A 16,522-nucleotide genomic window follows, 5' to 3' on the forward strand; every position below is an offset into this window, starting at 1 on the left:
AAGTCCAAGAGGTAATGATGAGCTTGAAGTCTTTTACGCGCAGAACGCTTGTGCCACTTGCGCTGACAGCTATGGTTTCTGCAGTCCATGCACAGGCTGCCGCACCCGCGTTGCCCGACCCGATCAGCACCAGCGTGCAGGCCATGGGCTGGATGCAGGGCTTTCCGCCCGCTGCCGACAAGCTAATCACCTTCGACAACCCCGTAGGCAACACCTTTCCCCGCATACGCTGGACCTTCTCGCATATCCGAGAAATCACGCCCACGGCCAATGTCTGGCGCGGCCCGGGTGCTCCCAGCGCCCTGCGCTCGGCTCCGGTCGACATCGAGCAAGTGCGCTTCAAGGTCATGGGCACGGGCGAAGAGCTGACCTTTGCCCAGGCACTGGATCGCAACTACACCGACGGCATTCTGGTCATGCACAAGGGCCGCGTGATCTATGAGAAGTATCTGGGTGCGCTGGAGCCGCAGCGCCCGCACCTGGCCATGTCGGTCACCAAGTCCTTTGTCGGCACCCTGGCCGCCCTGCTGGCCCACGAGGGGCTCATCAAGCCCGAGGCACCGGTGACCGACTATCTGCCCGAGATGAAGAACACCGCCTATGGCGACGCCACGGTGCGCCAGGTGATGGACATGACGATCGGCGTGAAGTACTCCGAGAACTACGCCGACCCCAAGGCCGAAGTCTGGGACTACGCCCGTTCCGGCGGCATGATGGCGCAGGGCAAGGACTATGCCGGCCCCAGGAGCTTCTACGAATTTCTGCAGACCCTGCAGAAAGAGGGCGAGCATGACCAGGGCTTTGCCTACAAGACGGCCAACGCCGAGGTTCTGGCCTGGATCGTGCGCCGCGCCAGCGGCAAGCCTCTGGCCCAGCTGCTGTCCGAACGCATCTGGAGCCGCATCGGAGCCGAGCAGGACGCCTACTTCATGGTGGATCGCATCGGTACGGAATCGGGCGGCGGCGGCCTCAACACCACGTTGCGCGACCTGGCCCGCTTCGGCGAGCTGATGCGCAACGAAGGCCACGCCGCCAGCGGCCAGCAGGTGCTGCCCAGGGCCGTGGTCCAGGACATCCGCCGCGGCGCCGACCCGGCCAAGTTTGTGAAGGCCGGCTATGCCACGCTGCCCGGCTGGTCGTATCGCAATATGTGGTGGGTCTCGCACAACCCCAACGGAGCCTATATGGCGCGCGGCATTCACGGTCAGGCCATCTACATCGACCCCAAGGCCCAGATGGTGGTGGTGCGCTATGCCTCCCACCCGATTGCGGGCAATGCAGGCATAGACCCGACCAGCCTGCCCATGTACCAGGCCCTGGCCGATGCGCTGACCGCCCGTTAGGCACGGGACAGCTTCAGCCGCGACAGGCTCCGTGCACGGAGCCTGTTTGCATTGCTCCGGACCTCTGCACTGCCTCCTTGGGCCCGGCGATCTGCAAATTAAATTGCGCGCAATTTAATTGTCTGCAATAATTCAACCCATGCGATCCGATGACAACCTTCTCCCCGACAGCTCCGAGCTGCTGCGCCTGGACAATCAGGTCTGCTTTGCGCTGTACTCGGCATCGCTGGCCATGACCAAGCTCTACAAACCCTTGCTGGATGCCATAGGCCTGACTTACCCTCAGTACCTGGTCATGCTGGTGCTCTGGGAAGGCGACCAACTCACGGTCTCGGAACTGGGCGAACGTCTTTACCTGGATTCAGGCACGCTGACGCCCTTGCTCAAGCGACTGGAGAGTGCAGGCCTGCTGGCACGCCAGCGCGATGCACAGGACGAGCGCCGCGTGCGCATCGCCCTCACGGATACCGGCCGGGCACTGCGCGCCGAGGCCGAAAAAATACCTGCCTGCGTGCTTCAGAGCACGCAGTGCACCCTGCCCGAACTGCAGGCCCTCACGGGCCAGCTCGGCACACTGCGCGCACGGCTGGCGCCGCGCCGCAGCCACTCCTGACGATTTCCTCCACCCGCCCGCATTGCCGGGCAATCTCGCAAAGGAAGACACCATGGCCCAACTCGACAAGGTTCTGTACACCGCCCACGCCCACACCACCGGCGGACGCGAAGGCAATTCGCGCACCGATGATGGCCGCCTGGACATCCAGCTGAGCTCGCCCGGCGGCGCCGGCAAGGGCACCAATCCCGAGCAGCTGTTTGCCGCCGGCTACTCCGCCTGCTTTATCGGCGCCATGAAGGCCGTGGCCGCTCGCCAGAAGATCACCCTGCCCGCCGACCTGTCGGTGGATGCCGAAGTCGATCTGGGCCCCGTGGGCGAAGTGTTCGGCATCGCCGTGCGCATGAAGATCAGCCTGCCCGGCATGGACAAGGCTGCGGCCCAGCAACTGGTGGACACCGCTCACCAGGTCTGCCCCTACTCCAACGCCACACGCGGCAATATCGGCGTGACGCTGACCATCGCTTAAAGCGGCTCAGACCATAGGGCACCGGGCGCAGCCACATAGCGCCCGGTGTCCAGTTCGAAGACACCTTCCAGCGTCAGCGGCCCCGCAATATCGGCCGCCGCATAGCGGACCAGTGCCAGCTGCCTTACCTCGAAGACCGGCAAGTCCCGGATCAGTGCCAGCAACTTGTCCACAGCCTCTCGCAGCGGCAGCCGCCTCGCATAGTGGCCCAGGGTCACATGGGGCACATAGCGCCAGCCCGGCGCGGGCTCTGCAGGCACCAGTGCTGCATGCAGCTGCTGCAGGCATTCCTGCCCCTGGCCTATGCCCAGATAGGGCACGGTGGTAAAGCTGCCGGCCCCCGCCACTTGAACGGCAAAAGGGCGCAGCCGCAGGCTCTGCAGCATGGCGACATCGGCGCGCAGCGCCAGCCGGTCATATTCCCGCGCCGCATGCTCGTCCCCTCCCCGGCACAGCCCTCTATAGGCCAGCGTGATATGCGGCTGGCGCGCATGGCGCGGCAGCAAGGCATCACCAAGCCTGGATCTGGCCTGCTGCAGCACGGACCCCAGACCATGGCCTTGCAGCATCACCACCCAGACCGCACACCAGGGGCAACCTTGATGCCACTCGGCAAAATCCCGGTCCTCGCAGGGCTGTGAAAGTGCTTCGCTCTCTTGCATGCGGGCAGTGTGCCAGCTCGGACGACATGCAAGGCATTCCGGTCAGTTTTCCCGGGATTTTCGGCCACCAACATCCGCCAGAGAAGCGGCAGCAGCTATCAAATCAAAAGCAACTTTGCCCACGCATGTGCCATGCCATCCAGTTCGCAAGAGCCTGTTTGAGCCTGACAATGCGAGGATGAGCGATACCCAAGACCCCTCTCACCCCTATGCGGACCTCACGCCCGATTGCGTGATCGATGCGCTGTGCAGCACGGGCCTTGTGCCGGACGGACGGCTGACGGCGCTGAGCTCCTATGAAAACCGCGTCTATCTGGCCCACCAGGACGAGGGCGACAAGGTCGTCGCCAAGTTCTACCGTCCAGGCCGATGGAGCCGCGCCCAGATCGAGGAAGAACATGCCTTCTCCCAGGAGCTGGCGGCTGGCGAAGTTCCCGTGGTGGCACCGCTGGCGCTGCAAGGGCAGACCGTGCATGAGCATGCGGGCTTTCTGTTCAGCATCAGCCCCTGGCGCGGCGGGCGCCGCCCCGAGCTCGACGACTGGGAGGTGCTGGAATGGATAGGCCGTTTTCTGGCCCGCATCCACACCGTGGGGGCCGCCCAGCCCTTCACCCATCGCCCGGCGCTGAACCTGAAAAGCTTTGGCTACGAATCCATGCACTATCTTCTCGAACATGAGGTCGTCGCGCTCGAAGTACGCAGCCGCTGGCAGCAGGCTTGCGACAAAGCTCTTTCATTGATAGCGCCATCCGCTGATGGATTAAGCGCTGCAGGCCATTTTTGCTTGCATTCTGCGACGCAGATTCGCCTGCATGGCGACTGCCACCCGGGAAACATTCTCTGGACGCCGCTGGATGACGAAGGCCATGGCGGCCCGCATTTTGTCGATCTGGACGATGCACGCAGCGGCCCCGCCGTGCAGGATCTGTGGATGCTGCTCTCGGGCGACCGAGGCCAGCAGACCCAGCAGCTGTCGGCCCTGCTCGAGGGTTATGAGCAGTTCCGCAGCTTCGACCGGCGCGAGCTGGCGTTGATCGAGCCTCTGCGCACCCTGCGCCTGCTGCATTACAGCGCCTGGCTGGCGCGCCGCTGGCAGGACCCGATCTTTGCCATCAACTTCCCCTGGTTCGGCAGCACCGACTACTGGCAGGGCCAGGTGGACATGCTGAACGAACAGATCGAAGCCATGCAGCTGGAGCCGCTCTACGCCTAGGGCGGTCCATGCCTGCAAAGAGCTAGCAGCGCCCCTGCAAACGGCATTCCGGCACGAGCTGTCCGCGTGCATCGCGCCATTGCACGGCATCGCTGCTCTGCGCGGGGGCAGCGGGCGGCACGGGCTGCACCTCTGGCGCCTGCGGGCGATTGGGGTCATGCAGCACGGTGGAGGATCCCACCCCGACACCCACGCTGGCACCACCCACGTCGGTGGACGCGCCGACGCCAGCACTGCCCAGCACCTGCCCGCGCTGGTTGACGCCTACGCCCACACCGACAGGCCCGACACCCGTGCCGACGCCTGCGCTGAGACCGCCGCTGCCCAGACCCACGCCCACGGAAAACGGGCCCACCGGAATCCCGACGCCCACTCCGGCCCCGACGGATCCGCAGGCGGGCAAGGCCAGCACCAGAGCGGCGGCGCAGACCGTGCTCAGGATTCTGTGATGACCGGGCTTGATGGTGACTGGCATGGAATTCATCTCACTGACGTTGAACAGCCACATTGTCACCGGCCGTGCCCGCAAAAAGGTTATCAATCAGTAGCTCGACCAGCGGCTTGAGGGCCAGCTTCTGCGAGCCCTCAGAGGCCAGCAGGTTGTTGTGCACCAGCGCCATCCAGAACGGGCTGGCCAGCAACTGGGCACTGCGGCTGACCGAGCGGGTCCTGAGCTCCCCCTCTTTCACGGCCAGTGCCAGCAGATCCTGCACATAGTTCTGCCAGGCATCAAAAGCCAGCTCTTTGTACAGTCTGGCAAGCTCGGGCGCATGCCGTGCCTCGCTGAGAACCAGACGCGCCAGCATGCCGCGCTCGCTGCTGTCCACGGCCTCCAGCGTCGGCAGCAGACTGCGGCGCAGAAAGGCGCGCACCGTTTCGCCCTTGCGGCGCCGGAGCGGCTGATAGACGGCCGAATGCCGCAGCGCGTGCTCCACCACGCCTCGCAGCAGCTCGTCCTTGGACGGGTAGTAGAGATACAGCGTGCCCTTGGCCACCTGCGCGCGACAGGCAATGCGCTCCATGGTGCTGCGGGCCACGCCGCACTCCACGAACTCGGCCAGTGCGGCCTCGGCAATCTGCTGACGCGTCTGCGCCGTCTTGTCCAGACTCGGGCCACGCGTGCGCCGCTGACGCTTTGCCTGCGGGCCGATATCCGGGTCTGCGCAAGGGGCAGCCGCTGCGCCATCCGCCATGCGCTGAAATCCTTTTCTAGAATTCATAAAATTGACCAATTAGTCATTTTTAATAATTCTAGGTCAAGCCGACTTGCCCACACCGGACATGCGGATGACTGCTCCACCCATGCTTTCCCAATGCAATCCCGTCTGAGTCCCTATGCCTGGGTGTGCTTTTCCATGTGCGTCGGCGTCATGGGAACAGCGCTTGCCAGCCCGCTCTACCCGCTCTACCAGCAGGCCTGGGATCTGCAGCCCAGCCATATCACGCAGATTTTCGTGACCTATATGCTGGGCGCCTTGATCAGCCTGCTGTTTCTGGGCCGTCTGACCAACCTCTTCGGTTTTCTCAAAGTGCTGCGCCTGGGACTGATGGTGATGACCGTGGGCGTCATCGGCTCTGCCCTGTCCTGGAATACCTGGAGCCTGGGTGCTTCCCGCTTCATCATCGGCCTGGCCTCGGGGTTGATCACCACCTCGGCCTCCATAGGCATGACACAGCTCAATAACAAGGGGGACCTGCAGCGTGCGGCTGCAACCACCAGCCTGACGATTGCCTTCGGCTTCGGCCTGGGGCCCGTGGTGGGCGGCCTGATGGCGCAATGGGTGCCATTCCCCCTGGTCAGCAGCTATCTGCCGCCCATCGCACTGAGCTTTCTGGGCATTCATGCGCTGTTCAGGATCCAGCTACCGGCGACCACTGCGCCCGTCCACAGCGCGCCCGGCCTGACGCTGAAAGATGTTCTTCCCAGCATCTCCCAGCCGCGCAAGCCCTTTATCTACCACTATGCGCTGGGCTGCATGGCGGCGTTTTCCGCCTTCGGCATGTTCAGCCTGTTTGCCGCCATGGCCCCCAGCTTCATGGCCCAGATGCTGCCCTGGCATGGACCTGCGGTCTCGGGCCTGTCCATCGGCGTCATCCTGTTTCTGTCGGCCGGCATCCAGCTCATCGCCCGGCCCTACCCCACCAAGCGGCTGATCATCATCGGCTTCTTCGCCCTGGCGGCGACCAATGCCCTGCTGGTTCTCAATCTGTTTGCCGGCTCGCCATGGCTGTTCGCACTGAGTGTGCTGAGCATGTCCTGCGGTCATGCACTGTGCAATCTGTCGGGCATGGCCGTGGTCAACAAGGTCTCCAAGCCCGTCAACCGCACGGGCCTGCTGTCCACCTATCTGGTCGTGGGCTATGTAGGCACCATCGTCCCCATCCTGGGCATGGGCTGGCTGTCCGACCATATCGGTCTGACGGGCGCACTGATAGCCTTTTGTGCCTGCCTGGGCCTGCTGTCGGCACTGCTGGGCGTCATCAGCGCACGGGCACGCGTGCTGCCCGTTCCGCGCCAGTGAACGCGGCTATCTAAAATGCGGGCCGGCCCCTTGCGCCGCCAGACAATCATGGTCGTTGCGCAGCGGGCAGGCCTGCAGAGACAGGCAGCCGCAGCCTATGCAGGAGTCGAGCTGATCCCTGAGCAGGGTCAGCATGGCAATGCGTGCATCGAGCTGTGCCTGCCAGTGCAAGGACAGGCGACTCCAGTCGGCCTTGCCGGGTACGCGGTTGGCCGGCAGATGGGCCAGTGCCTGCGCGATCTCGGCCAGGGGCACGCCCATGCGCTGAGCCACCTTGATCACGGCCACCCGTCTCAGCACCGCTCGCGCATAGCGGCGCTGGTTGCCCGCAGTGCGCGCACTCTCGATCAAGCCCTGCTTCTCATAGAAATGCAGGGCCGATACCGCCACCCCGCTGCGGCTGGCGACCTCTCCCACACTGAGATCCGGCATTCCCTCAACCTCGGCCACCAGGCCGTTTCCGCATCCATTCATATCGCCGGTCTCTTCACACTTCACCGTCATCTCCCGCTGCTTTCCCGTTGTCCCTGTCTGGCCGCCATGACCGCAATCCTGTGTGGTCATACAAACCTCTTGACCTCAAGCTTAGTTGAGGTTGAACAATTCCAGCGGCTTCCGGAACAAAGGCCTGCTGCTGGCGGGCCCTGCCGGACAAGCCTTGCCTGAAAGACTTTCATGGACGCCAAGCCCAGTTTCATTGCCCAAGCCCCTTCACCGCAACCGCGCTATCTGCAGCCCGCCGGTCTCTACGACAGCCTGCCCAATGGCTACACCCATGTGGTCTCCGTTCAGGAGCCGCTGCGCTGGCTCTTCGTCTCGGGCCAGGGCGGAGAAAACGCCCTGGCCGAGCTGCCAGACAGCTTTGCCCTGCAGGCTGCGCAGGCTCTTGCCAACATCAGGACCGCCCTGGCCGCCGGTGGCGCGGACATGGGCCATGTGCTCAAGCTCACCGTGCTTATCGTCGATCATTCGCTGGAGCGCTTCGAGCACTGGCAAAGCGCCGTGAGAGAGCATTGGGGCAGCGGCGAGCCCGGCGACAGGCGGCCGCGCTTTCCGGCCTGCACGCTGATTCCCGTGCCCAAGCTGGCCCTGCCCGGCATGCTGATCGAGGTGGAGGCCACGGCGGCCCTGTCCATGGCGATGGACGCCAAAGCCGCCATTGCCGCCTGACCCTGCACCTGAGCGCCTCATGAAAACCACAACACCAGCGGCCACCCCAGTCCTCTCCAGAACCACCCTGCTGCTCATGGCTACGGCCTGCGGCCTGTGCGCCGGAGCCAATTATTTCAATCAGCCCTTGCTCAACTCCATGGTCCAGCATCTGCAAATCAGCGATGCCCAGGCCTCCAGCACCGTGACCATGGCCCAGGTCTCCTATGGCCTGGGACTGCTGTTTCTGGTGCCGCTGGGCGATATGCTGGAGCGCCGCCGCCTGGTTCTGATCCTGATGCTGCTGGCCGCCTGCGGCATGCTGCTGTCGGGCATCAGCGGTCTGGCGGGCAGCTTCGCGCTGCTCGCCGCCGGCACCCTGATGGCCGGCGTGTTCTCGGTGGCTGCCCAGGTGCTGGTGCCCATGGCCGCCACCTTTGCCGCCCCTGGCGCCAGCGGGCGTGCCGTCGGCCTGGTCATGAGCGGCCTGCTGATCGGCATTCTGGCCTCGCGCAGCGTGGCGGGGATTCTGTCCGATCTGGGCGGCTGGAGCACCGTCTACTGGGTGGGGGCCAGCAGCACCGCCTTCATGGCCGTGCTGCTGGCACGGGCCCTGCCCAAGGCGGCTCCCGCCGCTCCCGTCAGCTATGGCGAAGTCATGAAGTCTCTGGGAGACTTGCTGCGCCGGCATCCGCGCCTGCGCAGCCGTGCGCTGATTGGCGGCACCGGCTTTGCCACCGTGAGCGTGCTGTTCTCCACCATGGCGCTGCTGCTGGCCGGGCCGGGCTTTGAACTATCGGACCTGATGATCGGCCTGATCGGCATCGTGGGCATTGCCGGCGCACTGATGGCCAATGTGGCCGGACGCATGGCCGACAAGGGACTGGAGCAGTCCGCCACACTGGCCGGCGCCATTCTGATGCTGCTGGGCTGGCTGTGCCTGTGGCTGGGCGGCAGCAGCATCTGGTGGTTTCTGCTCGGTCTGCTGGTGGTCGACGGCGCCCTGCAGGCCCTGCACATCAGCAACCAGAACGTGATCTATGCATTGGCGCCCGAGGCCAGATCGCGCATCAATGCCGTCTATATGACCACGTACTTTCTCGGAGCCTCCCTCGGCTCGGCACTGGGCTCGTGGGCCTGGCTGGCACATGGCTGGACCGGCACCAGTCTCATGGGCGGCCTGCTGGGCCTGCTCACCCTGGCTATGGTGCTCTGGGATCGCAGCCTGCTGGCACGTTCACGCAACTAATCAATTTTTATAGCTGGTAGCGACCTACCCATAAGCGATACAGCGAGGAATCATAAAAAAAAATCCCCGCAGGGCCACCACTCTGCGGGGATTTTTATCGGGGAGAACGAACCGCTCAGGCCAGCAGCGCGTTCACACGCTTGACGTAAGCAGCCGGATCCTCGGGCATCCCGCCTTCAGCCAGCACGGCCTGGTCGAACAAAATCTGGGCCAGATCGTTGAAGTGGACGGAGCCGTCCAGCTTCTTGACCAGGGCGTGATCGGGGTTCACTTCCAGCACCGGCTTGGACTCGGGCGCGGCCTGGCCGGCCTGCTTGAGCAGGCGGGCCAGTTGCAGGCTCATGCCGCCGTCGCTGACCACCAGACAGGCGGGCGAGTCGACCAGGCGGCTGGTGGCGCGCACGTCTTCAGCACGGTCCTTGAGTGCTTCCTTGAGCTTGGCCAGCACGGGCTTGAAGGCTTCGGCGGCTTCCTCGGCGGCCTTCTTCTCTTCCTCGTTCTGCAGCTTGCCCAGATCCACGGCACCCTTGGCCACGGACTGCAGCGGCGTGCCGTCAAAGTCGTGCAGATAGTTGAGCGCCCACTCGTCCACGCGATCGGTCATCAGCAGGACTTCGATGCCCTTCTTCTTGAACACTTCGAGCTGCGGGCTGTTCTTGGCCGCAGCCAGGGTGTCGGCCGTGATGTAGTAGATCGCGTCCTGACCCTCCTTCATGCGAGCCTTGTAGTCGGCAAACGAGGTGTTCAGACCTTCATGCGTGGTGGTGGCGAAGCGCAGCAGCTTGGCAATGCGCTCCTTGTTGCCGAAGTCCTCGCCCAGGCCTTCCTTGAGCACGGCGCCGAACTCGTTGTAGAACTGCGTGAACTTGCCTTCCTTGGCCTTGTCCTCTTCGCTGACGACATCCTGCACGCCATCGGCAGCCTCAGCTGCGGCTTCATGCCTGTCATGCCGTGCCAGGTCTTCCAGCATCGAAAGCACGCGCTTGGCCGAGCCGTCGCGGATCAGGCGCACATCGCGGCTTTCCTGCAGCAGCTCGCGGCTCACGTTCAGCGGCAGATCGGCGGAGTCGATCACGCCCTTCACAAAGCGCAAGTACTGGGGCATCAGCGCCTCGGCATCGTCCATGATGAAGACGCGCTTCACATAGAGCTTGATGCCGGCGTGCTTGTCGCGCTGGTACAGGTCGAACGGGGCCTTGGCGGGGATATAGAGCAGCTGCGTGTACTCGGTATTGCCTTCGACGCGGTTGTGGCTCCAGGTCAGCGGGTCCTCGAAGTCATGGCTGATGGCCTTGTAGAACTCCTTGTACTGCTCTTCCGTGATGTCCTTCTTGGCGCGGGTCCACAGGGCGCTGGCCTTGTTCACGGTTTCCCATTCGCCGGTCTTGACCATCTCGCCGGGCTGATCGTTCTCGCCTTCCTTCCATTCTTCCTTTTCCATCAGGATGGGCAGGCTGATGTGGTCGGAGTATTTGGAGATGACCTGCTTGAGCTTGTAACCGTTGAGAAACTCCTCGGCGTCGTCACGCAGGTGCAGGATGATGCTGGTGCCGCGCTGGGCGCGTTCGATCTGCTCGATCTCGAAGTCGCCGGTGCCGCCGCTGATCCAGCGCACGCCGGCCGATGCCGGCGCACCGGCACGGCGGGTTTCCACGGTGATCTTGTCGGCCACGATGAAGCCCGAGTAGAAGCCCACGCCGAACTGGCCGATCAACTGCGAGTCGGCCTTCTGGTCGCCGCTGAGCTTTTCCATGAAAGCCTTGGTACCGCTCTTGGCAATCGTGCCCAGATTGTCAATGGCTTCCTGCTCGCTCATGCCGATGCCGGTATCGGTGATGGTCAGCGTGCGAGCAGCCTTGTCAAAGGAAACGCGCACTTCCAGCTCGGGCTGATCGCCGTAGAGGCTGGCGTCGCCCAGCGCTTCAAAGCGCAGCTTGTCGCAAGCATCCGAAGCATTGGAGATCAGCTCGCGCAGGAAGATTTCCTGGTTGGAATACAGCGAATGCGTAACCAGGTGCAGCAGTTGGGCCACTTCGGCCTGGAAGGAATGGGTTTGCTTTGTCATGAGCGTTCTATGAGTTTCTGGAAAACCGCAAAAATTTATCGCCAGAAGCGATGCGCTTTGTTAATTTGGGACAGCCCTGCCGATTTCAAGGGCTTTGGTCTGCACATGAAAAAAGCGCAAGCACTGATTCAAAAAGAATAGCTACTTGCGCTTATCAGCAGAGGGATAGATGCCATTTCCACTGAAAAATGGCGTCACCCTTGCCTGAGGGGCAGCGAGCAAAAGCCGCCTTGCGGCGAAGCTGCCCGTCCCCCTTGGGGGAAGCGGCGGAGCCGCTCAGGGGGTATCAAAAGCTTTCATGTGCAGCCAGATAGCGCCATTGACCGGTGGGCAGATTGCCCAGGGTCACGCCGCCGATGCGGATGCGCTTCAGGCCCACGACCTTGAGGCCGACCTGCTCGCACATGCGGCGAATCTGGCGCTTCTTGCCTTCGGTCAGCACAAAGCGCAGTTGCTCGGGGTTCTGCCAGTCCACCTGGGCCGGCTTGAGCGGCTGCTCGTCCAGCGACAGGCCGTGGCGCAGCAGAGCCAGTTTCTCTTCGGGGAAGACGGACTGCACATCCACGTCGCGGTCGCCAAAGGTCACGCGCACCAGATATTCCTTGTCGACTTCCGAGTCCTCGCCAATGATCTGGCGTGCCACGCGGCCGTCCTGCGTCAGCACCAGCAGACCCACCGAATCGATGTCCAGACGGCCGCAGGGAGCCAGGCCCTTGAGCTGGCTGAAGTTGAAGCGCGTCTTGCTACGGTCTTCGTTCCAGCGGTTCTCGTTGGTGATCAGCACCACGGCGGGCTCATGGCCGTCCTCGGCCTGGCCGCTGACATAGCCCATGGGTTTGTTCAGCAAGATAGTGACCTGCTGGTCCTGGCGGTCCTGAGCCTTCTGGTCGATCTCGATCCTGTCGCCGGGCACCACGTTCTGGCCCATGGTTGCGACTTCGCCGTTGACCGTGACCCAGCCGTTCTCCACCCACTCATCGGCTTCGCGACGCGAGCACAGGCCCATATCGGCAATGCGCTTGTTGATGCGCACAGCTCCGGGACGGTCGTCCTGGCGCGCTTCGGCTTCGGGAGCCCGCTTGACGGGAATTGCTCGGTCCGAGCCATCGGCAGCGGGACGGTAGGTGCGGATACCGGTCGTGGGACGGCGTGTCGCCTCCGACACAAACGAGCCGGGGATATGACGCTTTTCAGGCTCGCCACCACGCTCGTCGCGGCGTTCGCCACGGCGCTCGTCGTTGCGGCGGTCATCACCGCGACGGTCACCACGATCAAAGGAGCGGCCTTCGGGACGGTCACCATAGCCACGGTTCTGCGGACGATCACCAAAGTCGCGGCCTTGCGGGCGATCGCCACCACGGCGCTCGCCATCACGGGGCTGGTATTCGCGGCGTTCGCCACCTTCGGCGCGATCTGGGCGACCGGAACCACGGTTTTGCGGACGGTCACCAAAGTCACGGCCTTGAGGACGTTCATCACGGCGGCCTTCAAAGCGATCACCGCCACGACGGTCGCCGTCACGAGGACGGAATTCACGGCGCTCGCCACCTTCGGAGCGCTCAAAACGGCCCTGGTCAGGACGGCCAAAACCGGTCGAACGTGGACGATCACCAAAGTCACGGCCGCCTTGCGGACGGTCATCACGGCGGTCGTCACGCGGACGGAATTCGCGTCGCTCTGCGCCTTCGGAGCGCTCGAAGCGGCCCTGGTCGGAGCGGCCAAAACCGGACGAACGTGGACGGTCACCAAAGTCACGGCCATCTTGCGTACGGTCATCACGGCGGTCGTCACGGGGACGGAACTCACGGCGCTCGTCACCGCGATCACCATCACGCGACTCGCCGTAGGGCCTGAAGCCACGATCACCGCCGCCAAAGCGACGCTCGCCGCCTTCGGCAAAGCGGTCATCTCGATCAGCGCGGGGACGCCGCTCGTCACGCTGGGAGAAACCGCCACGGCGTTCGCCGTCGTCACGAGCAGGACGGCCGCCATCGGGGCGCCCAAAACCGGAAGCGCGGGGGCGCTCGTCGCGCTCACGCTGAGGGCGTGCGCCACGCTCACCGCGAGCGCCTTCGCCGCGCGGGCCGCGATCGGAGCCGCCTGCGGGCCGGGGGCCACGGGCTGCCGCCGGCTTTTCCGCCTTGGCAGGCTTGGCCGGTGCACGCAAAACAGGGCGCGCCGACGATGCATCGGAGGGCGCGGAGGAATTGCCGGAACCTGGGGCCCCGGACTCTTTAGGAGGTTTGACTGACATTTGGGCGTAATTGTCTCGCGACGCGCGGGCGCGAGGCGAGAGTTATCCACAATTCCAGCGCGGGGCTAGGTTATAGGACGGGCCTCAGGCAAGCGCCTTGCGCGACGCGCAGAACTCGCCATGACGTAGCGCCTCCAGGTCCAGCACGCGCAGGCCGCCATATTCGATCTGGATCACGCGCTCGCGCTGCAGCACGGACAAGGCCTCGTTCACACGCTGGCGCGACAGGCCAACCAGATTGGCCAGCTCCTGCTGGGTGATGCGCAGAATCTGCCCCACACCGGGGTAGAGCAAGGGGTTGAACAAGGCGGCCAGGGTGCGCGCCACGCGCAGATCGGGATTGCTCATGCGGTCGATCTCGCGCGCCGCGATGAACTGCCCCAGTCGCTCGTTGAGCTGATTCATCACAAACCGGTTAAAGCCTATGGAGTGGTCGAGCAGCCAGTGGAACATGTCTATGGGCAGACCGCCCACCACGCTCCTGCGGATGGCCTGAACGTTGTAGCGATAGGGCTCGCGCTTGATGACCGTGCCTTCGCCGAACCAGCCACCGGGCGGCAGACCGGCAAGCGTCATGCTGACGCCGTCGGCGCTTTCGGTGTTCATCTTGAGCAGGCCGTCGACCACCCCAAACCAGTAGGTGGGCGGGCGACCGGTGCGGCAGACATAGTCACCGGGCTCGGCATCGCCGACAAGCAGCACGCGCGCCACATTTTCACGCTCCAGCGGTAGCAGGACAGGCCACCAGGGAATGCCATCGAGTTCTGAGCTCAAAGGCTTGCGCCGCCTTTGGTGCAGGGACAGTTCTTGACTCATGCCCAGCAGCATTGCCAAAGCCGCGCTGGCGCAACAGCGGGATTTCCACGAGGCAGCAAATGCGCCATTTTCAGCAGCATTTGTTACAGCGGATTTCCACTATGCAGACTTTCCCTCAAATTGTCGTCAAACAGACATCCTGACGTCAAAGTCACCCATAGCATGCCTGCAAGACTTTCGTGAAGGGTAGCCGCTGCGGCTCCGCCCCCAACCAAGAGGATCAGGCATGACAACCACGTTCCCGCAACTGCTGCGCAAGCACGCGACAGAACGCCCCGATGCGCCCGCCCTGCGCGAGAAGGAATACGGCATCTGGCAGAGCTGGAGCTGGCGTGAAGCCGCGCTGACCGTGCGCCACATGGCCTGCGGCCTGCGCGCACTGGGGCTTGAACGCGGCCAGAACCTGGCCTTCATCAGCGACAACCGGCCCCATGTCTACATGGGCTTTCTGGCCGTGCAGGCTTGCGGCGCCGTGCCCATTCCGCTGTACCAGGATGCCGTGGCCGCCGAGATGCGCTTTGTGATGGAAGACGCGGAGATTGCGTTTGCCTTCGCCGAGAACCAGGAGCAGGTGGACAAGCTGCTGGAAGTGCGCGAGAGCGTGCCAGGCATTCGCCACATCATCTATGACGACCCGCGCGGCCTGCGCAAGTACGAGCAGCCAGGGCTTATCAGCACCGAGGAGCTGCTGGCCAAGGGCAAGGAGTGGGATGCACAGCACGCGGGAGCCTATGAGGCCATGGTCCAGGCCGTCTCGCCGGACGACGTCTCGGTCATCCTCTACACCTCGGGCACCACGGGCAAGCCCAAGGGGGTGTGCCAGACCCATGCCAGCTTTGGCGAATCCGCCCGCGGCGGCGTGCAGACCGATGGCCTGAATGCTTCGGACAATGTGATCTGCTATCTGCCGCCGGCCTGGGTGGGAGACCATCTGTTCTCGTTTGCGCAATGGCTGGTGGCGGGCTTCACCATCAACTGCCCCGAATCCGCCTCGACCATCGCCATCGATCTGCGCGAAATCGGACCCAGCTACTACTTTGCGCCGCCACGCATTTTCGAAGGCATGCTGACCTCGGTCTCCATCCGCATGGAGGATGCGTCGCCGCTCAAGCAGTGGATGTATGCCAAGGCCATGGAAGTAGCGCGCCGCGTAGGCTCGGACATTCTGGACGGCAAGAACGTCGCAGCCCTGGATCGCCTCAAATACCAGCTGGGCAGCCTGTTCATCTATGGACCCCTGCGCAACGCCATGGGTCTGTCGCGCATCCGCGTGGCCTATACGGCAGGTGCCGCCATCGGACCGGAGCTGTTCCGCTTCTTTCGCTCCATCGGCATCAACCTCAAGCAGCTCTATGGGCAAACCGAGACCTGCGCCTATGTCTGCCTGCAGCGCGACCGTCAGGTGGAACTCTCCAGCGTGGGCCAGGCGGCGCCGGGCATCGAGCTCAAGATTGCCGACAACGGCGAGGTGCTGGTCAAGGGCGTGTCCGTGCTCAAGGAATACTACAAACGCCCCGATGCCACGGCCGAGGTGATCGACGCCGGCGGCTACTTCCATACCGGCGATGCCGGAGTGATCGACGCCAACGGCCAGCTGCGCATCATCGACCGTGCCAAGGACGTGGGCAAGACCAGCCGCGGCGCCATGTTTGCGCCCAACTACATAGAAAACAAGCTCAAGTTCTTCCCGCATATCAAGGAGGCCGTGTGCTTCGGTCATGGCAAGGACGAGGTCTGCGCCTTCATCAACATCGACTACGAAGCCGTGGGCAACTGGGCCGAGCGTCAGGGCCTGCCCTATGGCGGCTATGTGGACCTGGCCAGCAAGGCCAAGGTGCTGGAGCTGGTGGCCGAATGCATCGACAAGGTCAACGCCGATCTGGCCAGCGAACCCGGCATGGCCGACACCCAGGTGGCGCGCTTTCTGGTGCTGCACAAGGAGCTGGACCCCGATGATGACGAGCTGACCCGCACCCGCAAGGTGCGCCGCAACTTCATTGCCGACAAGTACGGCGTGCTGGTGGAGGCGCTCTACACCGGCAAGCAGCAGCAGTTCATCGAAACCCTGGTGAAGTTCGAGGACGGTCGCACCGGCAGCGTCAGCGCCACGCTGACCATCGTCGACGCCAAGCGCCACCCAGCTTCGGCCAAGGCTGCCGCCTGAGAG

Annotated in this window: 16 protein-coding genes; 9 read left to right on the forward strand and 7 right to left on the reverse strand. The window is 63.8% G+C overall.

All coding sequences use genetic code 11. The features are described 5' to 3' along the window. The first annotated feature begins 17 nt into the window (after positions 1-17). The 3 genes from FSY59_RS14120 (at position 18) to FSY59_RS14130 (ending at position 2,425) form a co-directional block, all read left to right on the forward strand. A complete protein-coding gene (locus tag FSY59_RS14120) occupies positions 18-1,343 on the forward strand; it encodes a serine hydrolase (RefSeq protein ID WP_187427918.1) in 1,326 nt (441 codons plus the stop codon). Positions 1,344-1,482: 139 nt separating this feature from the next. Beyond that, complete coding sequence (locus FSY59_RS14125) at positions 1,483-1,956, forward strand: MarR family winged helix-turn-helix transcriptional regulator (protein ID WP_003050815.1); 474 nt, start codon at positions 1,483-1,485, stop codon at positions 1,954-1,956. Between the two features lie 52 nt (positions 1,957-2,008). Then, on the forward strand, positions 2,009-2,425 hold the full coding sequence (locus FSY59_RS14130; protein WP_003050813.1) for an organic hydroperoxide resistance protein: 417 nt from the start codon (positions 2,009-2,011) through the stop codon (positions 2,423-2,425). On the opposite strand, the gene FSY59_RS14135 is transcribed toward FSY59_RS14130, so the two are convergent. Next, positions 2,422-3,087, reverse strand: a complete 666-nt coding sequence (locus FSY59_RS14135; RefSeq protein ID WP_003050811.1) for a 2'-5' RNA ligase family protein — start codon at positions 3,085-3,087, stop codon at positions 2,422-2,424. The genes FSY59_RS14130 and FSY59_RS14135 overlap by 4 nt on opposite strands. A gap of 178 nt (positions 3,088-3,265) precedes the next feature. Between FSY59_RS14135 and FSY59_RS14140 the strand changes: the two genes are divergently transcribed. Next, a complete protein-coding gene (locus FSY59_RS14140) occupies positions 3,266-4,300 on the forward strand; it encodes a serine/threonine protein kinase (protein WP_003050810.1) in 1,035 nt (344 codons plus the stop codon). Positions 4,301-4,322: 22 nt separating this feature from the next. Here FSY59_RS14140 and FSY59_RS14145 read toward each other — a convergent pair whose 3' ends face one another. Together FSY59_RS14145 and FSY59_RS14150 are read right to left on the reverse strand one after the other, a co-directional pair. Beyond that, entirely contained in the window at positions 4,323-4,784 is a 462-nt protein-coding gene (locus FSY59_RS14145; protein WP_187427919.1) for a hypothetical protein, read from the reverse strand. A 1-nt stretch (position 4,785) separates the two neighbouring features. Next, positions 4,786-5,520 carry a TetR/AcrR family transcriptional regulator gene (locus tag FSY59_RS14150; RefSeq protein ID WP_232536062.1) on the reverse strand — a complete coding sequence of 245 codons (735 nt, stop codon included), beginning with the start codon at positions 5,518-5,520 and terminating at the stop codon, positions 4,786-4,788. A gap of 93 nt (positions 5,521-5,613) precedes the next feature. On the opposite strand from FSY59_RS14150, the gene FSY59_RS14155 reads away from it, so the two are divergent. After that, positions 5,614-6,822 (forward strand): MFS transporter, encoded by a 1,209-nt coding sequence (locus tag FSY59_RS14155; RefSeq protein WP_080731605.1) that lies wholly within the window; start codon positions 5,614-5,616, stop codon positions 6,820-6,822. Between the two features lie 6 nt (positions 6,823-6,828). On the opposite strand, the gene soxR is transcribed toward FSY59_RS14155, so the two are convergent. Next, positions 6,829-7,296 carry a redox-sensitive transcriptional activator SoxR gene (gene soxR / locus FSY59_RS14160; protein ID WP_034399339.1) on the reverse strand — a complete coding sequence of 156 codons (468 nt, stop codon included), beginning with the start codon at positions 7,294-7,296 and terminating at the stop codon, positions 6,829-6,831. A gap of 201 nt (positions 7,297-7,497) precedes the next feature. Here soxR and FSY59_RS14165 point away from each other — a divergent pair, with 201 nt between their 5' ends. Then, positions 7,498-7,992 carry a RidA family protein gene (locus FSY59_RS14165; RefSeq protein ID WP_003050800.1) on the forward strand — a complete coding sequence of 165 codons (495 nt, stop codon included), beginning with the start codon at positions 7,498-7,500 and terminating at the stop codon, positions 7,990-7,992. A 19-nt stretch (positions 7,993-8,011) separates the two neighbouring features. After that, on the forward strand, positions 8,012-9,220 hold the full coding sequence (locus FSY59_RS14170) for an MFS transporter (protein ID WP_148729171.1): 1,209 nt from the start codon (positions 8,012-8,014) through the stop codon (positions 9,218-9,220). Positions 9,221-9,335: 115 nt separating this feature from the next. Here FSY59_RS14170 and htpG read toward each other — a convergent pair whose 3' ends face one another. After that, the gene (gene htpG / locus FSY59_RS14175; protein WP_003050796.1) at positions 9,336-11,285 is read right to left on the reverse strand and encodes a molecular chaperone HtpG; all 1,950 of its coding nucleotides are present in this window, start codon (positions 11,283-11,285) and stop codon (positions 9,336-9,338) included. Positions 11,286-11,294: 9 nt separating this feature from the next. On the opposite strand from htpG, the gene FSY59_RS27680 reads away from it, so the two are divergent. After that, a complete protein-coding gene (locus FSY59_RS27680) occupies positions 11,295-11,426 on the forward strand; it encodes a hypothetical protein (RefSeq protein WP_255265001.1) in 132 nt (43 codons plus the stop codon). 145 nt (positions 11,427-11,571) lie between these two features. On the opposite strand, the gene FSY59_RS27685 is transcribed toward FSY59_RS27680, so the two are convergent. Beyond that, a complete protein-coding gene (locus FSY59_RS27685) occupies positions 11,572-13,539 on the reverse strand; it encodes a pseudouridine synthase (RefSeq protein ID WP_255439448.1) in 1,968 nt (655 codons plus the stop codon). A gap of 84 nt (positions 13,540-13,623) precedes the next feature. Further along, on the reverse strand, positions 13,624-14,355 hold the full coding sequence (locus tag FSY59_RS14190) for a Crp/Fnr family transcriptional regulator (RefSeq protein WP_029158367.1): 732 nt from the start codon (positions 14,353-14,355) through the stop codon (positions 13,624-13,626). A 226-nt stretch (positions 14,356-14,581) separates the two neighbouring features. On the opposite strand from FSY59_RS14190, the gene FSY59_RS14195 reads away from it, so the two are divergent. Beyond that, positions 14,582-16,519: a long-chain fatty acid--CoA ligase gene (locus tag FSY59_RS14195; RefSeq protein ID WP_148729173.1), complete on the forward strand. Its 1,938-nt coding sequence runs from the start codon at positions 14,582-14,584 to the stop codon at positions 16,517-16,519. The last annotated feature ends 3 nt before the right edge of the window (positions 16,520-16,522 follow it).

This window comes from Comamonas sp. Z3 (assembly GCF_008121565.1).
Lineage (GTDB): Bacteria > Pseudomonadota > Gammaproteobacteria > Burkholderiales > Burkholderiaceae_C > Comamonas > Comamonas brasiliensis.

Excerpts from the sequence above, each read along its gene's own strand:
- FSY59_RS14120 (WP_187427918.1), top strand. The coding sequence starts at position 18 with ATGAGCTTGAAGTCTTTTACGCGCAGAACGCTTGTGCCACTTGCGCTG.
- FSY59_RS14125 (WP_003050815.1), top strand. The coding sequence starts at position 1,483 with ATGCGATCCGATGACAACCTTCTCCCCGACAGCTCCGAGCTGCTGCGC.
- FSY59_RS14130 (WP_003050813.1), top strand. The coding sequence starts at position 2,009 with ATGGCCCAACTCGACAAGGTTCTGTACACCGCCCACGCCCACACCACC.
- FSY59_RS14135 (WP_003050811.1), bottom strand. The coding sequence starts at position 3,087 with ATGCAAGAGAGCGAAGCACTTTCACAGCCCTGCGAGGACCGGGATTTT.
- FSY59_RS14140 (WP_003050810.1), top strand. The coding sequence starts at position 3,266 with ATGAGCGATACCCAAGACCCCTCTCACCCCTATGCGGACCTCACGCCC.
- FSY59_RS14145 (WP_187427919.1), bottom strand. The coding sequence starts at position 4,784 with ATGAATTCCATGCCAGTCACCATCAAGCCCGGTCATCACAGAATCCTG.
- FSY59_RS14150 (WP_232536062.1), bottom strand. The coding sequence starts at position 5,520 with ATGAATTCTAGAAAAGGATTTCAGCGCATGGCGGATGGCGCAGCGGCT.
- FSY59_RS14155 (WP_080731605.1), top strand. The coding sequence starts at position 5,614 with ATGCAATCCCGTCTGAGTCCCTATGCCTGGGTGTGCTTTTCCATGTGC.
- soxR (WP_034399339.1), bottom strand. The coding sequence starts at position 7,296 with ATGAATGGATGCGGAAACGGCCTGGTGGCCGAGGTTGAGGGAATGCCG.
- FSY59_RS14165 (WP_003050800.1), top strand. The coding sequence starts at position 7,498 with ATGGACGCCAAGCCCAGTTTCATTGCCCAAGCCCCTTCACCGCAACCG.
- FSY59_RS14170 (WP_148729171.1), top strand. The coding sequence starts at position 8,012 with ATGAAAACCACAACACCAGCGGCCACCCCAGTCCTCTCCAGAACCACC.
- htpG (WP_003050796.1), bottom strand. The coding sequence starts at position 11,285 with ATGACAAAGCAAACCCATTCCTTCCAGGCCGAAGTGGCCCAACTGCTG.
- FSY59_RS27680 (WP_255265001.1), top strand. The coding sequence starts at position 11,295 with ATGAGTTTCTGGAAAACCGCAAAAATTTATCGCCAGAAGCGATGCGCT.
- FSY59_RS27685 (WP_255439448.1), bottom strand. The coding sequence starts at position 13,539 with ATGTCAGTCAAACCTCCTAAAGAGTCCGGGGCCCCAGGTTCCGGCAAT.
- FSY59_RS14190 (WP_029158367.1), bottom strand. The coding sequence starts at position 14,355 with ATGAGTCAAGAACTGTCCCTGCACCAAAGGCGGCGCAAGCCTTTGAGC.
- FSY59_RS14195 (WP_148729173.1), top strand. The coding sequence starts at position 14,582 with ATGACAACCACGTTCCCGCAACTGCTGCGCAAGCACGCGACAGAACGC.